Below are 13,927 nucleotides of genomic sequence, written 5' to 3'. Positions count from 1 at the left end.
CAAATATAAGCAAAGAATTGATTGAAAATCAAAGTTGAAATAAAATAGTAAATAATTAATTCCCGATCGTTTACCAGCGAATAGGCTCCTGTCCGGTAGCAATCAGGTAGTCGTTTGTACGGGAGAAGGGCTTGCTGCCAAAGAATCCGCGATAGGAAGAGAGGGGGGAGGGATGGGCTGATTTGAGCACTAAGTTGCGGGTGGTGTCGATAAAAGCCCCTTTCCGTTGGGCGTAAGAACCCCAAAGGATGTAGACGATATGATCGCGTTCCTCCGTTAAGCGGTGGATCACCGCATCCGTAAAGGTCTCCCATCCTCTGTTCTGATGCGAACCGGCCTGATGGGCACGTACGGTTAATGTGGCATTCAACAAAAGCACTCCCTGGTCGGCCCAGCGGGTGAGGTTGCCGGTAGAGGGAGGCAAAACGTTCAGATCGCTCTGTAATTCTTTGAATATATTCACCAAAGAAGGGGGAAAAGAGACGCCGTCCTGCACGGAAAAGCAGAGTCCATGCGCCTGTCGAGGCTCGTGATAGGGGTCTTGCCCCAGGATAACGACCTTTACTTTGTCGAACGGGCAATGGGCAAAGGCGTTGAATATGGCGGAACCGGGAGGATAAATCGTTGTCTGCTTGTACTCTGTTCGTACAAAATCAGTCAATTGCCGGAAATAGTCCTTTTCAAACTCCGGCATTAAACGTTCCTTCCAGCTTTGTTCGATCTTTACATTCATGGCGTACACAAGTTAAAATGACAGTTGATAATGGATAATGGATAATGGATAATGGATAGAAAATATATCCATTATCCATTATCAATTATATCAACGGCATTCCTGCCTCAGCTGCTTCCCGTCGCATATCGTCCGGCCAGATGCTGGCTTGGATCTCTCCGATATGGGCTTTGCGCAGGTAGAACATACATAAACGGCTTTGTCCGATCCCACCACCTATGCTGAGGGGCAGTTCATCGTTCAACAGGCGTTGGTGGAAATAGAGCTCTTTCCGGTCTTCTGCTCCGGTGATCTTTAATTGATGGAGAAGCGCCTCCTTGTCGACACGGATACCCATCGAGGAGAGTTCGAGCGAACGTCCGAGTATTTCATCCCATACCAAAAGGTCGCCATTCAAGCCCGCCAATCCGTTTTCGCCGATAGTCGACCAGTCGTCGTAGTCGGGAGCACGTCCGTCGTGCTTTTCGCCATTGCTCAACAAGCAACCGATTCCTATGATAAAGACGGCGCCGTATGCTTTTGCGATGGCGTCTTCGCGCTCTTTCGGAGAATAATTGGGGTATTTCTGAAGCAATTCTTCAGCATGAATAAAATAGATATCCTTCGGTAGGATCGGTTTGATGCGGGGAAACATCTCGTACACTAAGTATTCCGTGCGCACCATCGCGGCATAAATACGGCGTACGATGTCTTTCAGGAACTCCACATTGCGTTCTTCCCGGCGCATAACACGTTCCCAGTCCCATTGGTCGACATACAGGGAATGCAGATTGCCCAACTCTTCGTCCGAGCGGATCGCATTCATATCGGTATAGATACCGTATCCCTCTTCCACAGCATAATCGGCCAAGGTAAGCCTTTTCCATTTAGCCAGGGAGTGGACAATCTCTGCCTTCGCATCTTCTAAGTCTTTGATAGGGAAGCTTACAGCACGTTCGGTTCCGTTTAAGTCGTCATTGATCCCTAATCCTTTTAAAACAAAAAGAGGTGCTGTTACGCGCCGTAACCGCAATTCGGAAGAGAGATTTTGTTGAAAGATGTCTTTGATCTTCTTTATACCCAACTCAGTTTGACACAGATTAAGCAGTGCTTTGTATCCGGCAGGTTTAATTAAATAGCTCATTTGTTTTGCGCTTTGTCGTGTGCTTATGGCTGGCAAAGATAGTGATATATATCAAATCAGCAAGTTAGGAGGTCGTTTTTAATGCAAAACGAAAGCAAATAAGGCCAATAATCGTACATTTTATCAAAATCGATTATTTCAGTTCTTCGTTTGCGAAACTAAGAGAATATATGTACTTTTGCCCAACATTTATCCGCACCCATAGTTCAATGGATAGAATACTGGATTCCGGTTCCAGCGATTGGGGTTCGACTCCCCATGGGTGTACAAACACGTTAAAACGGTAACTGATTACAGATCGGTTATCGTTTTTTCTTTTTAGGGAGGATATCGTGGCAAAATACCTATATATGGGGATGGGAAACGATAGAAAAAAGACGTAGCTTTGTGGTGAGAATGAACATGTTGAACCAATTTATGTTTAATCATTATGGGACATCATCATGCAGATGGTAACGAACAAGGCCATCACCACGACCATCATCATCACGAAATCACTTCGTTGAACCGGGCTTTTATTATCGGTATCTCTTTGAATATCGCCTTTGTATTGGCGGAATTTGCTGCCGGATTCTGGTATAATTCCTTAGGATTATTGTCGGATGCCGGGCATAACCTGAGCGATGTAGCCAGTCTGATACTGGCGATGCTTGCTTTTCGGCTGGCTAAAGTGAACCCGACGCCCAACTACACCTACGGATTGAAGAAGAGTACGATCTTAGTCTCTTTGTTGAACGCCGTTATCCTGTTGATTGCCGTGGGCATCATTATCAGCGAAAGTATCGATAAATTCTTCCATCCGCAGCCGGTGGAAGGGGGAGCCATCGCCTGGGTGGCCGGTATCGGTGTGGTGATCAATGGCATTACCGCCTGGCTGTTCATGAAAGATAAAGACAAAGACCTGAATGTGAAAGGCGCTTATCTGCACATGGCGGCCGATGCCTTGGTGTCGGTTGGAGTCGTTGTTTCGGGCATTATCATTGTCTATACCGGCTGGTATATTGTCGATCCGATCATCGGCATCGTGATTGCCGGTGTCATCGTCTACTCTACCTGGGGGCTCTTGCGCGACAGCCTGCGTCTTTCCTTAGACGGCGTGCCGGCCGGAACCAATGTAAAAGAGATCGAAAAGACCATCCGCTCGGTGGCGGGGGTGAAAGATCTGCATCACCTGCATGTATGGGGTATCAGTACGACGGAGACAGCCCTGACGGTACATATCGTGGTGGAAAATACCGACCACATGGAGGAGGTGAAAGAGGAGATCAAACACGCCCTGCTTCACGTAGGCGTGCAACATGTAACCCTGGAGTTCGAGCTATCAACCGCCCATTGCCACGGGGAGTGTAGCGAGATACTGAGTAAAGACTAACACGCATGACCACCAACGAACAGCGACATACGAACCTCACCCTGGAGGTTCCCGGCGGAGAGCGGGAGGTTTTATTGCACACCTGTTGTGCCCCTTGTTCGTCGGCCATTATTGAATGTCTATTGGAAAACGGGATCCGCCCGGTCATTTTCTATTATAATCCCAACATCTATCCCTTAGAAGAATATGAGATCCGCAAAGCGGAATGTACGCGTTACGCCAAGGCGCTTGGATTAGAGATTGTCGATGGCGACTACGATCATGCTGCCTGGCGAAGCGATATGGAAGGCATGGAACATGAACCTGAAAGAGGTTCCCGCTGCCTCTCCTGTTTTCAGATGCGGTTATTCGAAACAGCCCGTTATGCCGCAGAAAGAGGCTTGAAGGTTTTCACGACTACCCTCGCCTCATCGCGCTGGAAAAGCCTGGAGCAAATCCATGCGGCCGGGCGTTATGCCATGGAGCGCCATCCGGGCACCCTCTTCTGGGAACAGAACTGGCGCAAAGGCGGATTAAGCGAACGGCGCAAAGCGATCATCGCCGAACACAACTTCTATAATCAGACCTATTGCGGATGTGAGTTCAGCCAAAAATAAATACCTGCAACTTTTTATCTCTCTCTTTTGTTTTAAGATCGTATGGATACCAATATTTTACTCCCTCTTTTGCTTACCCTGTTTGCCGGACTGGCGACCGGGATAGGTAGTTTGATTGCCTTTATTGCCAAACAGACCAATAAGCGCTTCCTCTCTTTCTCGCTGGGACTATCCGCCGGGGTGATGATCTACGTCTCGTTCGTGGAATTGCTTCGCAGCGCGGAAGACAGTCTGTCGGCCGAACTGGGCGCGCGCGAAGGGATGTGGGTGACGGTTGTCTGCTTCTTTCTGGGGATCGGCTTGATTGCCCTGATCGACAAATTGGTTCCTTCGTACGAAAACCCGCACGAGGCTCGTTCGGTAGAGGATATGCGGCAAAGGCCGGAACAGGTGAATGCCAAACTGAAACGCATGGGTATCATGACCGCCCTGGCCATTGGGATCCATAACTTTCCGGAGGGGATTGCGACGTTTATGGCGGCTGTGGAAAGCCCGACCTTGGGGATAGCGATTGCCGTGGCGATTGCCATTCATAATATCCCGGAGGGGATAGCGGTGTCTGTGCCTATTTATTATGCCACGGGCGATCGAAAAAAGGCCTTTCTGTATTCGCTTTTCTCCGGTATCGCGGAGCCTGTTGGCGCCCTGTTAGCCTGGTTGCTGCTGATGCCTTTTATGTCGCCGGTGATGATGGGCTGCGTGTTTGCCGGGGTAGCCGGCATTATGGTTTTCATCTCTTTAGACGAGTTGCTTCCTGCCGCCCGTGAATATGGCGAACATCATGTTTCTATTTATGGATTGGTAGCCGGAATGGCTATAATGGCGGTCAGCTTGATTTTGCTGGCGTAAGGGCGTTAAAGTGTAAGGTCGCCCGGGGCTTTAAAGCATAACTATTCGCTTTCCGGCAATTCATCCAATTCTTTGGCAACATCTTCCGAGGTGGACGTTTCGTTGTTGGCGCTATTCAGGTTTTTAAGGTCTGATACGTATTGCTGAAACTCTTTGTCGGTACGTAGTTTTTTCACAGCCATCTTAGCCGCGTTCTGTTGGGATTCCTTCTTGGAATAACCGATCCCAATGCCCATTTGCCGGTTGCCCAGGCAAGCCGCCGTCTGGAAGACTGGATTACCTTCGTTATCGGTGAAGTTTTCGATCAGGTCGAAAGAGATCTCCAATTTATTCTTTTGGCTCCATTCGATCAGGCTCGATTTGAAATTGACCTCTTTGCGGGCCAATACATCCAGGTCGATGTATCTGTTGATAATGCGTTCGGTCACAAACTGAAAGCAACGCCGGTAGCCCTGATCCAGGTAAACGGCGCCGATAAAGGCTTCCAGTGCATTGCCATACACATGGTTGTTGTGTGAGTTCATCCGGGCGGAGAAACGCACCATTTTGTCGAGGCCAAGCTCCACGGCTACGCGGTTCAGGGTATCGCGTTGTACAATCTTTGAGCGTGTGTTGGTCAGGAATCCTTCCCGTTTGTTAGGAAAATGTTTGTAGACGACGTCTGCGACGATCGAATCCAGGATGGCATCGCCCAGAAACTCCAATCGTTCGTTGTTGAGCCATCTGCCATCGTCCGCCTCGACCGACGAAGACTTATGCAGGAAGGCCTGTTCATACAACTGGACATTATTCGGATAGTATCCGGTTATTTTGTAAATAGACAGGTAAGGCTCCTTATCTTTTACCTTAAGGAGCCTTAACTTATTATTTAATTGCCTAAACACTTACTTTACAAACTTTTTTACAATAAGACAAGCGTTGTGCCCGCCAAATCCGAATGTATTTGAAAGCGCTACGTTAACCGTTCTTTTCTGTGCTTTGTTGAATGTATAATTCAGGTTGTAATCAATTTCAGGATCGTTATCGCCTTCCACATGATTGATCGTTGGAGGCACGATATCTTCTTCGACCGCTTTGATACAGGCAATAGCTTCGACTGCGCCCGCGGCTCCTAAAAGGTGTCCTGTCATCGATTTGGTCGAACTGATATTCAATTTGTAGGCATGTTCTCCAAATACATCTTTGATGGCTTTTACTTCCGAGATGTCTCCTACCGGAGTAGAGGTGCCGTGTACGTTGATATAATCAATCGCTTCGGGGCTCATTTCCGCATCAGACAACGCGTTACGCATCACTAATTTCGCGCCTAATCCTTCCGGATGAGAGGCTGTCAGGTGATAAGCATCTGCCGACATTCCCGCACCGGCCACTTCACAATAGATGTGAGCGCCACGGGCAATAGCATGTTCCATCTCTTCTAATACAAGACAACCGGCGCCTTCACCCATCACAAATCCGTCACGGCTCGCGCTGAACGGACGTGAGGCCGTTTCAGGTTCGTCATTCCGGGTCGACAGGGCGTTCATGGCATTAAACCCGCCGATTGCAGCAATGGAGATCGTGGCTTCCGCCCCTCCGGTCACAATGGCGTTGGCTTTACCCAAACGAATGTAATTGAACGCGTCCGCTATTGAATTGGTGGAAGAGGCACAAGCCGATACCGTCGCAAAGTTAGGCCCGCGGAATCCATATTTCATGGATATTTGTCCGGCTGCTATATCCGCGATCATCTTCGGGATAAAGAACGGATTGAAGCGGGGACCTCGCTCGGCATCATACCCCATCACCTCGTCTTCGAAGGTTTTGATCCCTCCGATACCGGCAGCAAAAATAACACCGATGCGATCTTTGTCTTCGTTTTCTACGTCCAACTTAGAATCTTCTACGGCGTCCTGGGCTGCTTTCAACGCTAACAGGGCATATCGGTCACACTTACGGGCTTCTTTGCGATCCATAATCTGTAACGGATCAAACCCTCTTACCTCGCAGGCAAATTGTGTCTTGAATTTAGATGCGTCAAACTGAGTAATAGGTCCTGCTCCACTTTTTCCATTAATAAGACCCTCCCAGGTTTCTGAGAGGGTATTACCTAATGGAGTAATAGCACCAAGACCTGTTACTACAACTCTTTTTAATTCCATACTTTAATGAATGGGTTGATTACTTCGCGTTAGCTTCGATATAAGCGACAGCGTCGCCAACTGTTGTAATCTTTTCTGCTTGATCGTCTGGAATAGAGATACCGAATTCTTTTTCGAATTCCATGATCAGTTCCACGGTGTCAAGAGAGTCTGCTCCTAAATCATTAGTAAAGCTCGCTTCGTTAGTAACTTCTGTTTCTTCAACACTTAATTTGTCAACGATGATAGCCTTTACTCTAGATGCAACTTCAGACATAACTTTTTCAATTTAAATTAATAATTAGAATATACTTCTTAAATTTGCAGTGCAAAGGAAAGAATTTTTTTGCGAACAAAGCAAATATAATTGGCTAAAATTACGAAAAACTGCACATAATTTCTTTTCGTGTGCAAATTCAAGCAGGTAAAATATATGAAAAACGTCGCTATCTTCGCTTCCGGTTCAGGCACGAATGCCGAAAACATCATTAAATACTTTCAAGGAAACCCTGAGATTCAAGTGGCCGTTGTTCTATCGAACAACCGCAAAGTGAAAGTACACGAAAGAGCGAAAAGCCTGAACGTGCCCTCTTTCCATTTCACACGGGAAGAGTTTGAAGAGGCAACCCCGGTGCTTCAGAAGCTGGCGGAATACAAAACCGACCTGATTGTATTGGCCGGTTTCATGAATAAGATATCCGATCCGATCCTGCAGGCATACCCCGGTCGGATTGTCAACATCCATCCGGCTCTTCTTCCGAAATATGGCGGCAAAGGCATGTATGGTATGCATGTACACGAAGCGGTGGTGGCCGCCGGAGAAAAAGAGACGGGCATCACTATACATTATATAGATGAACACTACGACGAAGGCGAAACCCTTTTTCAGGCAAAATGCGAAGTGGCTCCCGGGGACTCACCGGAGGAGGTAGCCAACAAAGTACACGCCCTTGAATACGCCCATTATCCACGGGTGATCGAACAAATCCTTTCCTGATTATTTTTTAAACAATACGGAGAATTCTATCGTCGATGGGCATCGACAGTACTGTCCATGCCCATCGACAGTACTGTCCATGCGCTTCGACAGTACTGTCGAGGCGCATGGACAGTAACATTTATCCACCCATTTGCAAGAATTATCCGCTTAGATTGAAGCGGAAGAGGGTAACTTGCGCTTGTAAAAATCACACCTGTTTTCACTAAAATAAATTGATATGAGTAAAATGGTAAAACGTCTTGTTTCCTGCCTATTTTTTGTCTGTTTAGTAAGCGCCGTAACGGCACAACAGCGACCTGTTGATCTTCCGGGTCAGCCTTCTGATTACAATGTAAGACCGACTGGTTATCCGCGCATTTTGCCCGGCAACCGGGCGACCTTCCGGGTGAAAGCCCCCGATGCCCAAAAGGTACAGATCGACTTGGGGAAAAAGTATGATATGCAACGGCATGATAATGGCGAGTGGACATGTACGACGGATCCGTTAGGCCCCGGTTTCCATTATTATTTCCTGATTATCGATGGTGTTTCGGTTGCCGATCCGGCCAGCCGTTCTTTTTACGGATGCAGCATGATGTCAAGCGGGATAGAAATCCCTTATGCGGAAGGCATCAACCACTTCTACCGGCAGGATGTGCCTACCGGCGATGTGCGCATAAAATATTATTTCTCACAAACGGCGAACGATTGGAAACGCATGTTTGTGTACACCCCTCCCGGTTACGACCAAAGCAATCAGACCTATCCGGTGCTTTACCTGCAACATGGCGGTGGCGAAGACGAAAGTGGCTGGTCGAGCCAGGGACGTACGGATATTATCCTGGATAATCTGATCGCAAAAGGCGAGGCCGTGCCGATGGTAATCGCTATGCTCGATGGCAATAGCCGCGATTTCAACGCCGAATTGTTCAACGACTGTATCCCGTTTGTAGAAAAGACTTTCAAAGTGAAAAAGGGAAAAGACTACCGGGCGTTGGCAGGATTATCGATGGGTGGTATTCAAACGCTGAATGCCAGCATCTCCCGTCCGGAAATGTTCTCTTATGTCGGTGTGTTCAGCTCCGGTTGGTGGGCAAGGGCTCCGCAGGGATTAGCCAATGATGACACGACCGAACAGTATTACACCCTGTTGAAAGAAAACAAAGACAAGTATAACAAAGGCTTCAAACAGTTCTGGATCTCCATGGGAGGACAGGAGGATATTGCCTATAATAACTGCCAGGTGATGATGAAGCGCTTTGATGAGATTGGCATCAAGTACACCTATTATGAAACACCCGGCGGGCACACCTGGCCTGTGTGGCGCGAGAGTCTCTACCGGTTTGCTCCATTATTGTTTAAATGAAAAGTATATAATAGTATTAATGAGTAAAAATTCTAAGTTATGAAAAATGTATTAAAAGTAGCCATGTTTTTCTTAATGGCTTTACCGCTGGTTGTAAATGCTCAGCAAAACCATGTATTCCCTCCGGGAACACAACCGAACATCCATAATATTAACGGGGCCGATTACCCCCGTATTGGCGAAGACGGACGAACCTATTTCAGGGTTTTTGCCCCGGATGCTAAAAAGGTAGAGATCAGTTTCCGCGGTGAGATGACCAGAGAGGACGACGGCCACTGGACACTCGTATCAAAGGGACCGGAAGTGGTAGGATTCCATTATTATCAGGTTATTATCGATGGCGTTAGCGTAGCTGACCCGAATGGTAAACCATTCTTTGGTATGGGTAAATGGGTGAGTGGTATAGAGATACCTGAAAAAGGAGTCGACTACTACAAACCGAAAGCGGTACCTCACGGAAGAGTAAATGAAAGCTGGTATTATTCAACTATCCGCAAAGAATGGCGTCATTGCTTTGTATATACTCCACCGAGTTACGACAAAGAGCCGAACAAGAAATACCCGGTGCTTTATCTGCAACATGGTATGGGTGAAAACGAAACCAGCTGGTCGCAACAGGGTAATATGAACTTCATTATGGACAACCTGATTGCCGAAGGCAAAGCGGTTCCGATGATTGTTGTGATGGATAATGGTAATATCGAAGTGTTTAAGACCGCTCCGGGCGAAGATCCTAACCAAGCTCGTCAGAAGTTCGGTGCCGACTTCCCCGACATTCTGTTGAAAGAGATCATTCCGCATATCGAATCGAACTTCCGTGCCCTGACCGATCGCGAAAACCGCGCTATGGCAGGACTATCCTGGGGAGGACTTCAAACATTTAATATTACGTTGAACAACCTGGATAAATTCTCTCACATTGGTGGATTCAGCGGTGCCGGTTCTATCAACCTGAATCAGTTAGACGAAGCCTACGGCGGTGTATTCAAAGACAAGAAAGCCTTTAATGAGAAGGTACATGTATTCTTCCTGGGTATCGGTTCGGAAGAACGTCCGGAGAGAACCCGCAACCTCAGCGAAGGATTGAAAGCAGCAGGAATCAACAATGTATATTACGAATCACCGGGCACAGCGCATGAGTTCCTGACCTGGCGTAGATGTCTGCATGAATTTGCCCCCCTGTTGTTTAAAAAGAAATAATGTATAACTCACTATAACATACTATAACGATGAATATTTTCCATCGAAAAACAGGATTGGCGATATGTTTTGCCGTGTTACTCGGGGTGTCCGCTTTTGCACAGAACGCGACACCGGCACCGGGAGCTTTCCCGCCGCCGAGACAAAACTACAAGATTCAAACGCCAACCAACCTGTCCGACTATTTCACGGAAGCGACCAAGGGTGTCGTCTCACCGGATGAAAAGGGTTTCATCCGCCGCTGGATGATACTGGAACCGATCGACAAACCGAATCGTACCAATACGGTCTTTACCGACAGCTATCTGCGCCAGGCATTCGATACGCTCTACTTCAAAAATCAGTTCACTATCTTACCCAAAGATGGAGAGAAAGTGAAAGTAGGCAAACAGAAACTGGCTTGGCATGCATTGGACAGCAAACTTTACAACGTGAAACTGTATCGTTTTGCTGCCGGCCTTAAGAAACAGGTGTATGGCCTGTTATTCTGGGCGGTAACTGTGATCGAATGCGAAGAAGACATCGAGAATGTTCGCTTTTCGGCAGGTTCCAATTCGGCCTCTATGTGGTGGTTGAACGGCGAGGAGGTATTGCTTCTTTCAGGTGACCGCCGCATGGTGGTGGATGACGGTCAGTCGCACCGGCTGACGCTGAAGAAAGGGCGGAACATCTTGCGCGGAGCCGTTATCAATGGCCCGGGTATGAGTGACTTCTGCGTTCGCTTTGTAGATGAGGACGGAAAGCCTGTTAAGAACTTTACAATCAGTTATCAATGAGTATGACAATGAAAACAAAAACTATATTATTGGGCACAATAGCCCTGATGTCTGCATTGACATTCGAAAAAGCATCTGCACAAATAGGTACTCCGTATATTCACGATCCCTCCAACATCATGGAGTGCGACGGTAAATACTATACGTTCGGAACGGGCGGCGGCGGATTGATTTCCGAAGACGGCTGGACATGGAACGGCGGAGCAGTACGTCCCGGTGGGGGCGCTGCACCGGATGCTCTAAAAATCGGTGATCGTTACCTGATTGCTTACAGCGCCACCGGTGGTGGATTGGGCGGCGGACACGCCGGCAAGGTACTTACCATGTGGAACAAAACATTAGATCCCAACTCACCTGATTTCGCCTACACTGAACCGATCGAAGTAGCCTCTTCGCTCGATGACGAAGACTGCGACGCGATTGATGCCGGATTATTGCTCGGCCCTGACGGTCGCCTGTGGTGTACTTACGGAACCTATTTCGGCTTTATCCGAATGGTGGAACTCGATCCCAAGACCGGCAAACGGGTGGAAGGCAACGAAGCGATAAATATCGCCATTGACTGTGAAGCCACCACCCTGATGTATCGCGACGGATGGTACTACCTATTGGGTACGCACGGCACCTGCTGTGACGGTCCGAACTCTACCTATAATATTGTCGTAGGCCGCTCACGCAATGTAACGGGACCCTACTTAGACAATGTAGGCAGAAGCATGCTGGAAGGCGGTGGTAAGATGGTTATTGCTGCTGAAAACCGCAAGACCGGCCCCGGACACTTCGGACGTTACATCGTGGAAGAGGGCGTAGAGAAGATGTCTTTCCATTACGAAGCCGACTTCGATCAGGGCGGTCGTTCTGTATTGGCCATACGCCCGATCGTGTGGAAAAACGGATGGCCCGTAGCCGGAGAAGCCTTTAAGGATGGAACCTACGAGATTGAGTCTGAACGCAGAGGGTATGCTCTCGAGCTTGCTGTCGATTTCGTACGCATGGAGAGTGTTAGACGTCGTGGTGGAGATCCAAATGATCCCCCGCTTCCTCCTGTGAAGTCGCAAACATTGAATGATGTGATCAGCACCTGGCCACAGGGAGATATCAATGTAAGAATAGGTGACTATATGTTCCGCCCCCATCAGAAGTGGACTATTACCGCTGTGCCTGAAGCCGGCGGATACCTGGGAGGTCCTTATTACAAGATTCTGATCGAAGGCACCAATCGTGCATTAGCTGCCACAGCGGATGCAGAGGTAATAGCCGTTCCTACGTTTACGGGAGCACCCGAGCAGTTGTGGAGAATCGATCAGTTGACAGACGGCACCTATCGGATTATGCCTAAAAAAGTACCGGGCAGCGATAAAGAACTGGTATTGATTTCTGCAGGCGACAGCACGCCTTCACTCGGCAAATTCGACATGAACAGCGATAACTCTAAATGGAATTTCCGTAATCCCTAAGAGTTGCCTGTCTTTAAAATATAATCCCCTCCCGGTCGTGCGACCGAGAGGGGATTATTTTATGTATTAAAAAGTATTTTAACGATTTACATATTGGAATACTCCGGATGGTCGTTATATTTGTCTTACTTATGAAAAAGATAATTTTACTTGCGCTTATAGTTCTGTCATCATGCGTTTTAAATAATAAAAAAAATGAAGTTGAGACAGTGGAGTCGAATAACGACACCTACATTATAGATATAGATAATGTAAAAAAAGAGGGGATTATAAAAACATCGTCCTTATTCAAAGATGTAACTACAATTCCTTTAGAGACAAAAGAAAATTGTTTGATTGGAGAAATAAGCAATATACAAATCACTGATGACTACATATTTGTATTGGACAAGAAACATGCTGAATCGTTGTATGGATTTCATAAGAATGGTTCTTTTTTTATGAAATACGGGAATGTAGGACATGGACCAGGCGAATACCTTTCGATATCTGATTTCACCATAAACAAAGACGACCATGAGATCCTTATCTTCGACAACCACTCTATGAAGGTATTATGTTACGACATGAATAGTGGCGATTATATTCGGTCTATACCTGTAAGCGGGGAAGGACTAACCCGGTTTAACATACAGTATGTTGAAAACATATTATATATGGATAACTATTCGGAAGAAGATCTTGACGAGGGTTCATATTTGATGAATTATATCTATTTAAACAACCCGGAAAAAGAACACCAAATTTTAAAATCCACAGATTACAACAAAGGTTTCAGTGGAATTATACTCACAAATGACTCTTTTTATTCCAGAACATATGGAAGCCCTAAATACATCTCTTTTTGGGGGAATACTATCCTTTCATTAAATGCCGACTCTGTGACTCCATACGCGGTATTAAAAAGTAGTAAATTCATATCCAAGGATGATCTAAAAGGTTTAGACTTCAAACATGACAATGATGCGTGGGATAAAATATATGAAAAGAATAAAATATACAGAATAAGTAACTACTTAGAAACTGATCAATACATATACTTTCAATTCTTAGAAGGGCTTACAGGCAATACCATTTTATTCTATAAAAACGATCGATCCGTCATGCTTTTTGATATAATTATGGACGATATGGTATATGCAAATCCAGAAAAAGCAGTCTTATTTCATAACTTCATCTGCTCGGACTCAAAAGGATTGTATGCATATATTCATCCACATAAAATGCATGAGTTTTATGAAATAGCTCAAAATGGATTTTTGTCAAAAAGTATACAAGAAGAGAACTTTCTATCCAATTTAAAAGAAGATTCTAATCCAATAATATTTTTCTATTCAACAGATAAATAACACCACT

Annotated in this window: 14 protein-coding genes and 1 tRNA gene; 10 read left to right on the top strand and 5 right to left on the bottom strand. The window is 46.5% G+C overall.

The window, feature by feature from the left end; genetic code table 11:
• Positions 1–70: 70 nt before the first annotated feature.
• Both M2137_RS12260 and asnA read right to left on the bottom strand, forming a co-directional pair.
• The gene (locus tag M2137_RS12260) at positions 71–733 is read right to left on the bottom strand and encodes a uracil-DNA glycosylase (protein WP_280766737.1); all 663 of its coding nucleotides are present in this window, start codon (positions 731–733) and stop codon (positions 71–73) included.
• Between the two features lie 85 nt (positions 734–818).
• Positions 819–1,856, bottom strand: coding sequence for an aspartate--ammonia ligase (asnA, locus tag M2137_RS12255; protein ID WP_280766736.1), 1,038 nt, complete (start codon positions 1,854–1,856; stop codon positions 819–821).
• Between the two features lie 195 nt (positions 1,857–2,051).
• On the opposite strand from asnA, the gene M2137_RS12250 reads away from it, so the two are divergent.
• The 4 genes from M2137_RS12250 to zupT all read left to right on the top strand — a co-directional run bounded on the left by M2137_RS12250 (position 2,052) and on the right by zupT (position 4,673).
• Positions 2,052–2,123 (top strand) — tRNA-Arg (locus tag M2137_RS12250).
• 163 nt (positions 2,124–2,286) lie between these two features.
• Complete coding sequence (locus M2137_RS12245) at positions 2,287–3,228, top strand: cation diffusion facilitator family transporter (protein ID WP_280766735.1); 942 nt, start codon at positions 2,287–2,289, stop codon at positions 3,226–3,228.
• A 5-nt stretch (positions 3,229–3,233) separates the two neighbouring features.
• Complete coding sequence (locus M2137_RS12240; RefSeq protein ID WP_280766734.1) at positions 3,234–3,824, top strand: epoxyqueuosine reductase QueH; 591 nt, start codon at positions 3,234–3,236, stop codon at positions 3,822–3,824.
• Positions 3,825–3,866: 42 nt separating this feature from the next.
• Positions 3,867–4,673: a zinc transporter ZupT gene (gene zupT, locus M2137_RS12235; RefSeq protein WP_280766733.1), complete on the top strand. Its 807-nt coding sequence runs from the start codon at positions 3,867–3,869 to the stop codon at positions 4,671–4,673.
• Positions 4,674–4,714: 41 nt separating this feature from the next.
• Here zupT and rnc read toward each other — a convergent pair whose 3' ends face one another.
• From rnc to M2137_RS12220, 3 genes are read right to left on the bottom strand one after another with little or no spacing between them, the layout of a single operon-like run.
• Entirely contained in the window at positions 4,715–5,557 is an 843-nt protein-coding gene (gene rnc, locus M2137_RS12230) for a ribonuclease III (protein WP_280766732.1), read from the bottom strand.
• The gene (gene fabF / locus M2137_RS12225) at positions 5,558–6,814 is read right to left on the bottom strand and encodes a beta-ketoacyl-ACP synthase II (RefSeq protein ID WP_280766731.1); all 1,257 of its coding nucleotides are present in this window, start codon (positions 6,812–6,814) and stop codon (positions 5,558–5,560) included. It lies immediately after the preceding gene.
• 19 nt (positions 6,815–6,833) lie between these two features.
• A complete protein-coding gene (locus M2137_RS12220; RefSeq protein WP_009860668.1) occupies positions 6,834–7,070 on the bottom strand; it encodes an acyl carrier protein in 237 nt (78 codons plus the stop codon).
• A gap of 156 nt (positions 7,071–7,226) precedes the next feature.
• Here M2137_RS12220 and purN point away from each other — a divergent pair, with 156 nt between their 5' ends.
• The 6 genes from purN to M2137_RS12190 all read left to right on the top strand — a co-directional run bounded on the left by purN (position 7,227) and on the right by M2137_RS12190 (position 13,920).
• Positions 7,227–7,790, top strand: a complete 564-nt coding sequence (purN, locus tag M2137_RS12215; protein ID WP_280766730.1) for a phosphoribosylglycinamide formyltransferase — start codon at positions 7,227–7,229, stop codon at positions 7,788–7,790.
• Between the two features lie 220 nt (positions 7,791–8,010).
• Entirely contained in the window at positions 8,011–9,138 is a 1,128-nt protein-coding gene (locus tag M2137_RS12210) for an alpha/beta hydrolase-fold protein (RefSeq protein WP_280766729.1), read from the top strand.
• A 39-nt stretch (positions 9,139–9,177) separates the two neighbouring features.
• The gene (locus M2137_RS12205) at positions 9,178–10,338 is read left to right on the top strand and encodes an alpha/beta hydrolase-fold protein (RefSeq protein WP_280766728.1); all 1,161 of its coding nucleotides are present in this window, start codon (positions 9,178–9,180) and stop codon (positions 10,336–10,338) included.
• A gap of 29 nt (positions 10,339–10,367) precedes the next feature.
• Positions 10,368–11,114 carry an acetylxylan esterase gene (locus tag M2137_RS12200; protein WP_280766727.1) on the top strand — a complete coding sequence of 249 codons (747 nt, stop codon included), beginning with the start codon at positions 10,368–10,370 and terminating at the stop codon, positions 11,112–11,114.
• Positions 11,115–11,122: 8 nt separating this feature from the next.
• On the top strand, positions 11,123–12,571 hold the full coding sequence (locus M2137_RS12195; protein WP_280766726.1) for a family 43 glycosylhydrolase: 1,449 nt from the start codon (positions 11,123–11,125) through the stop codon (positions 12,569–12,571).
• A gap of 131 nt (positions 12,572–12,702) precedes the next feature.
• Entirely contained in the window at positions 12,703–13,920 is a 1,218-nt protein-coding gene (locus M2137_RS12190; RefSeq protein WP_280766725.1) for a 6-bladed beta-propeller, read from the top strand.
• The last annotated feature ends 7 nt before the right edge of the window (positions 13,921–13,927 follow it).

Source organism: Parabacteroides sp. PFB2-10, assembly GCF_029893085.1.
Lineage (GTDB): Bacteria > Bacteroidota > Bacteroidia > Bacteroidales > Tannerellaceae > QVMG01.
The sequence above is the reverse complement of the archived record's forward strand: the minus strand, read 5'-3'. Positions and strand labels throughout refer to the sequence as shown.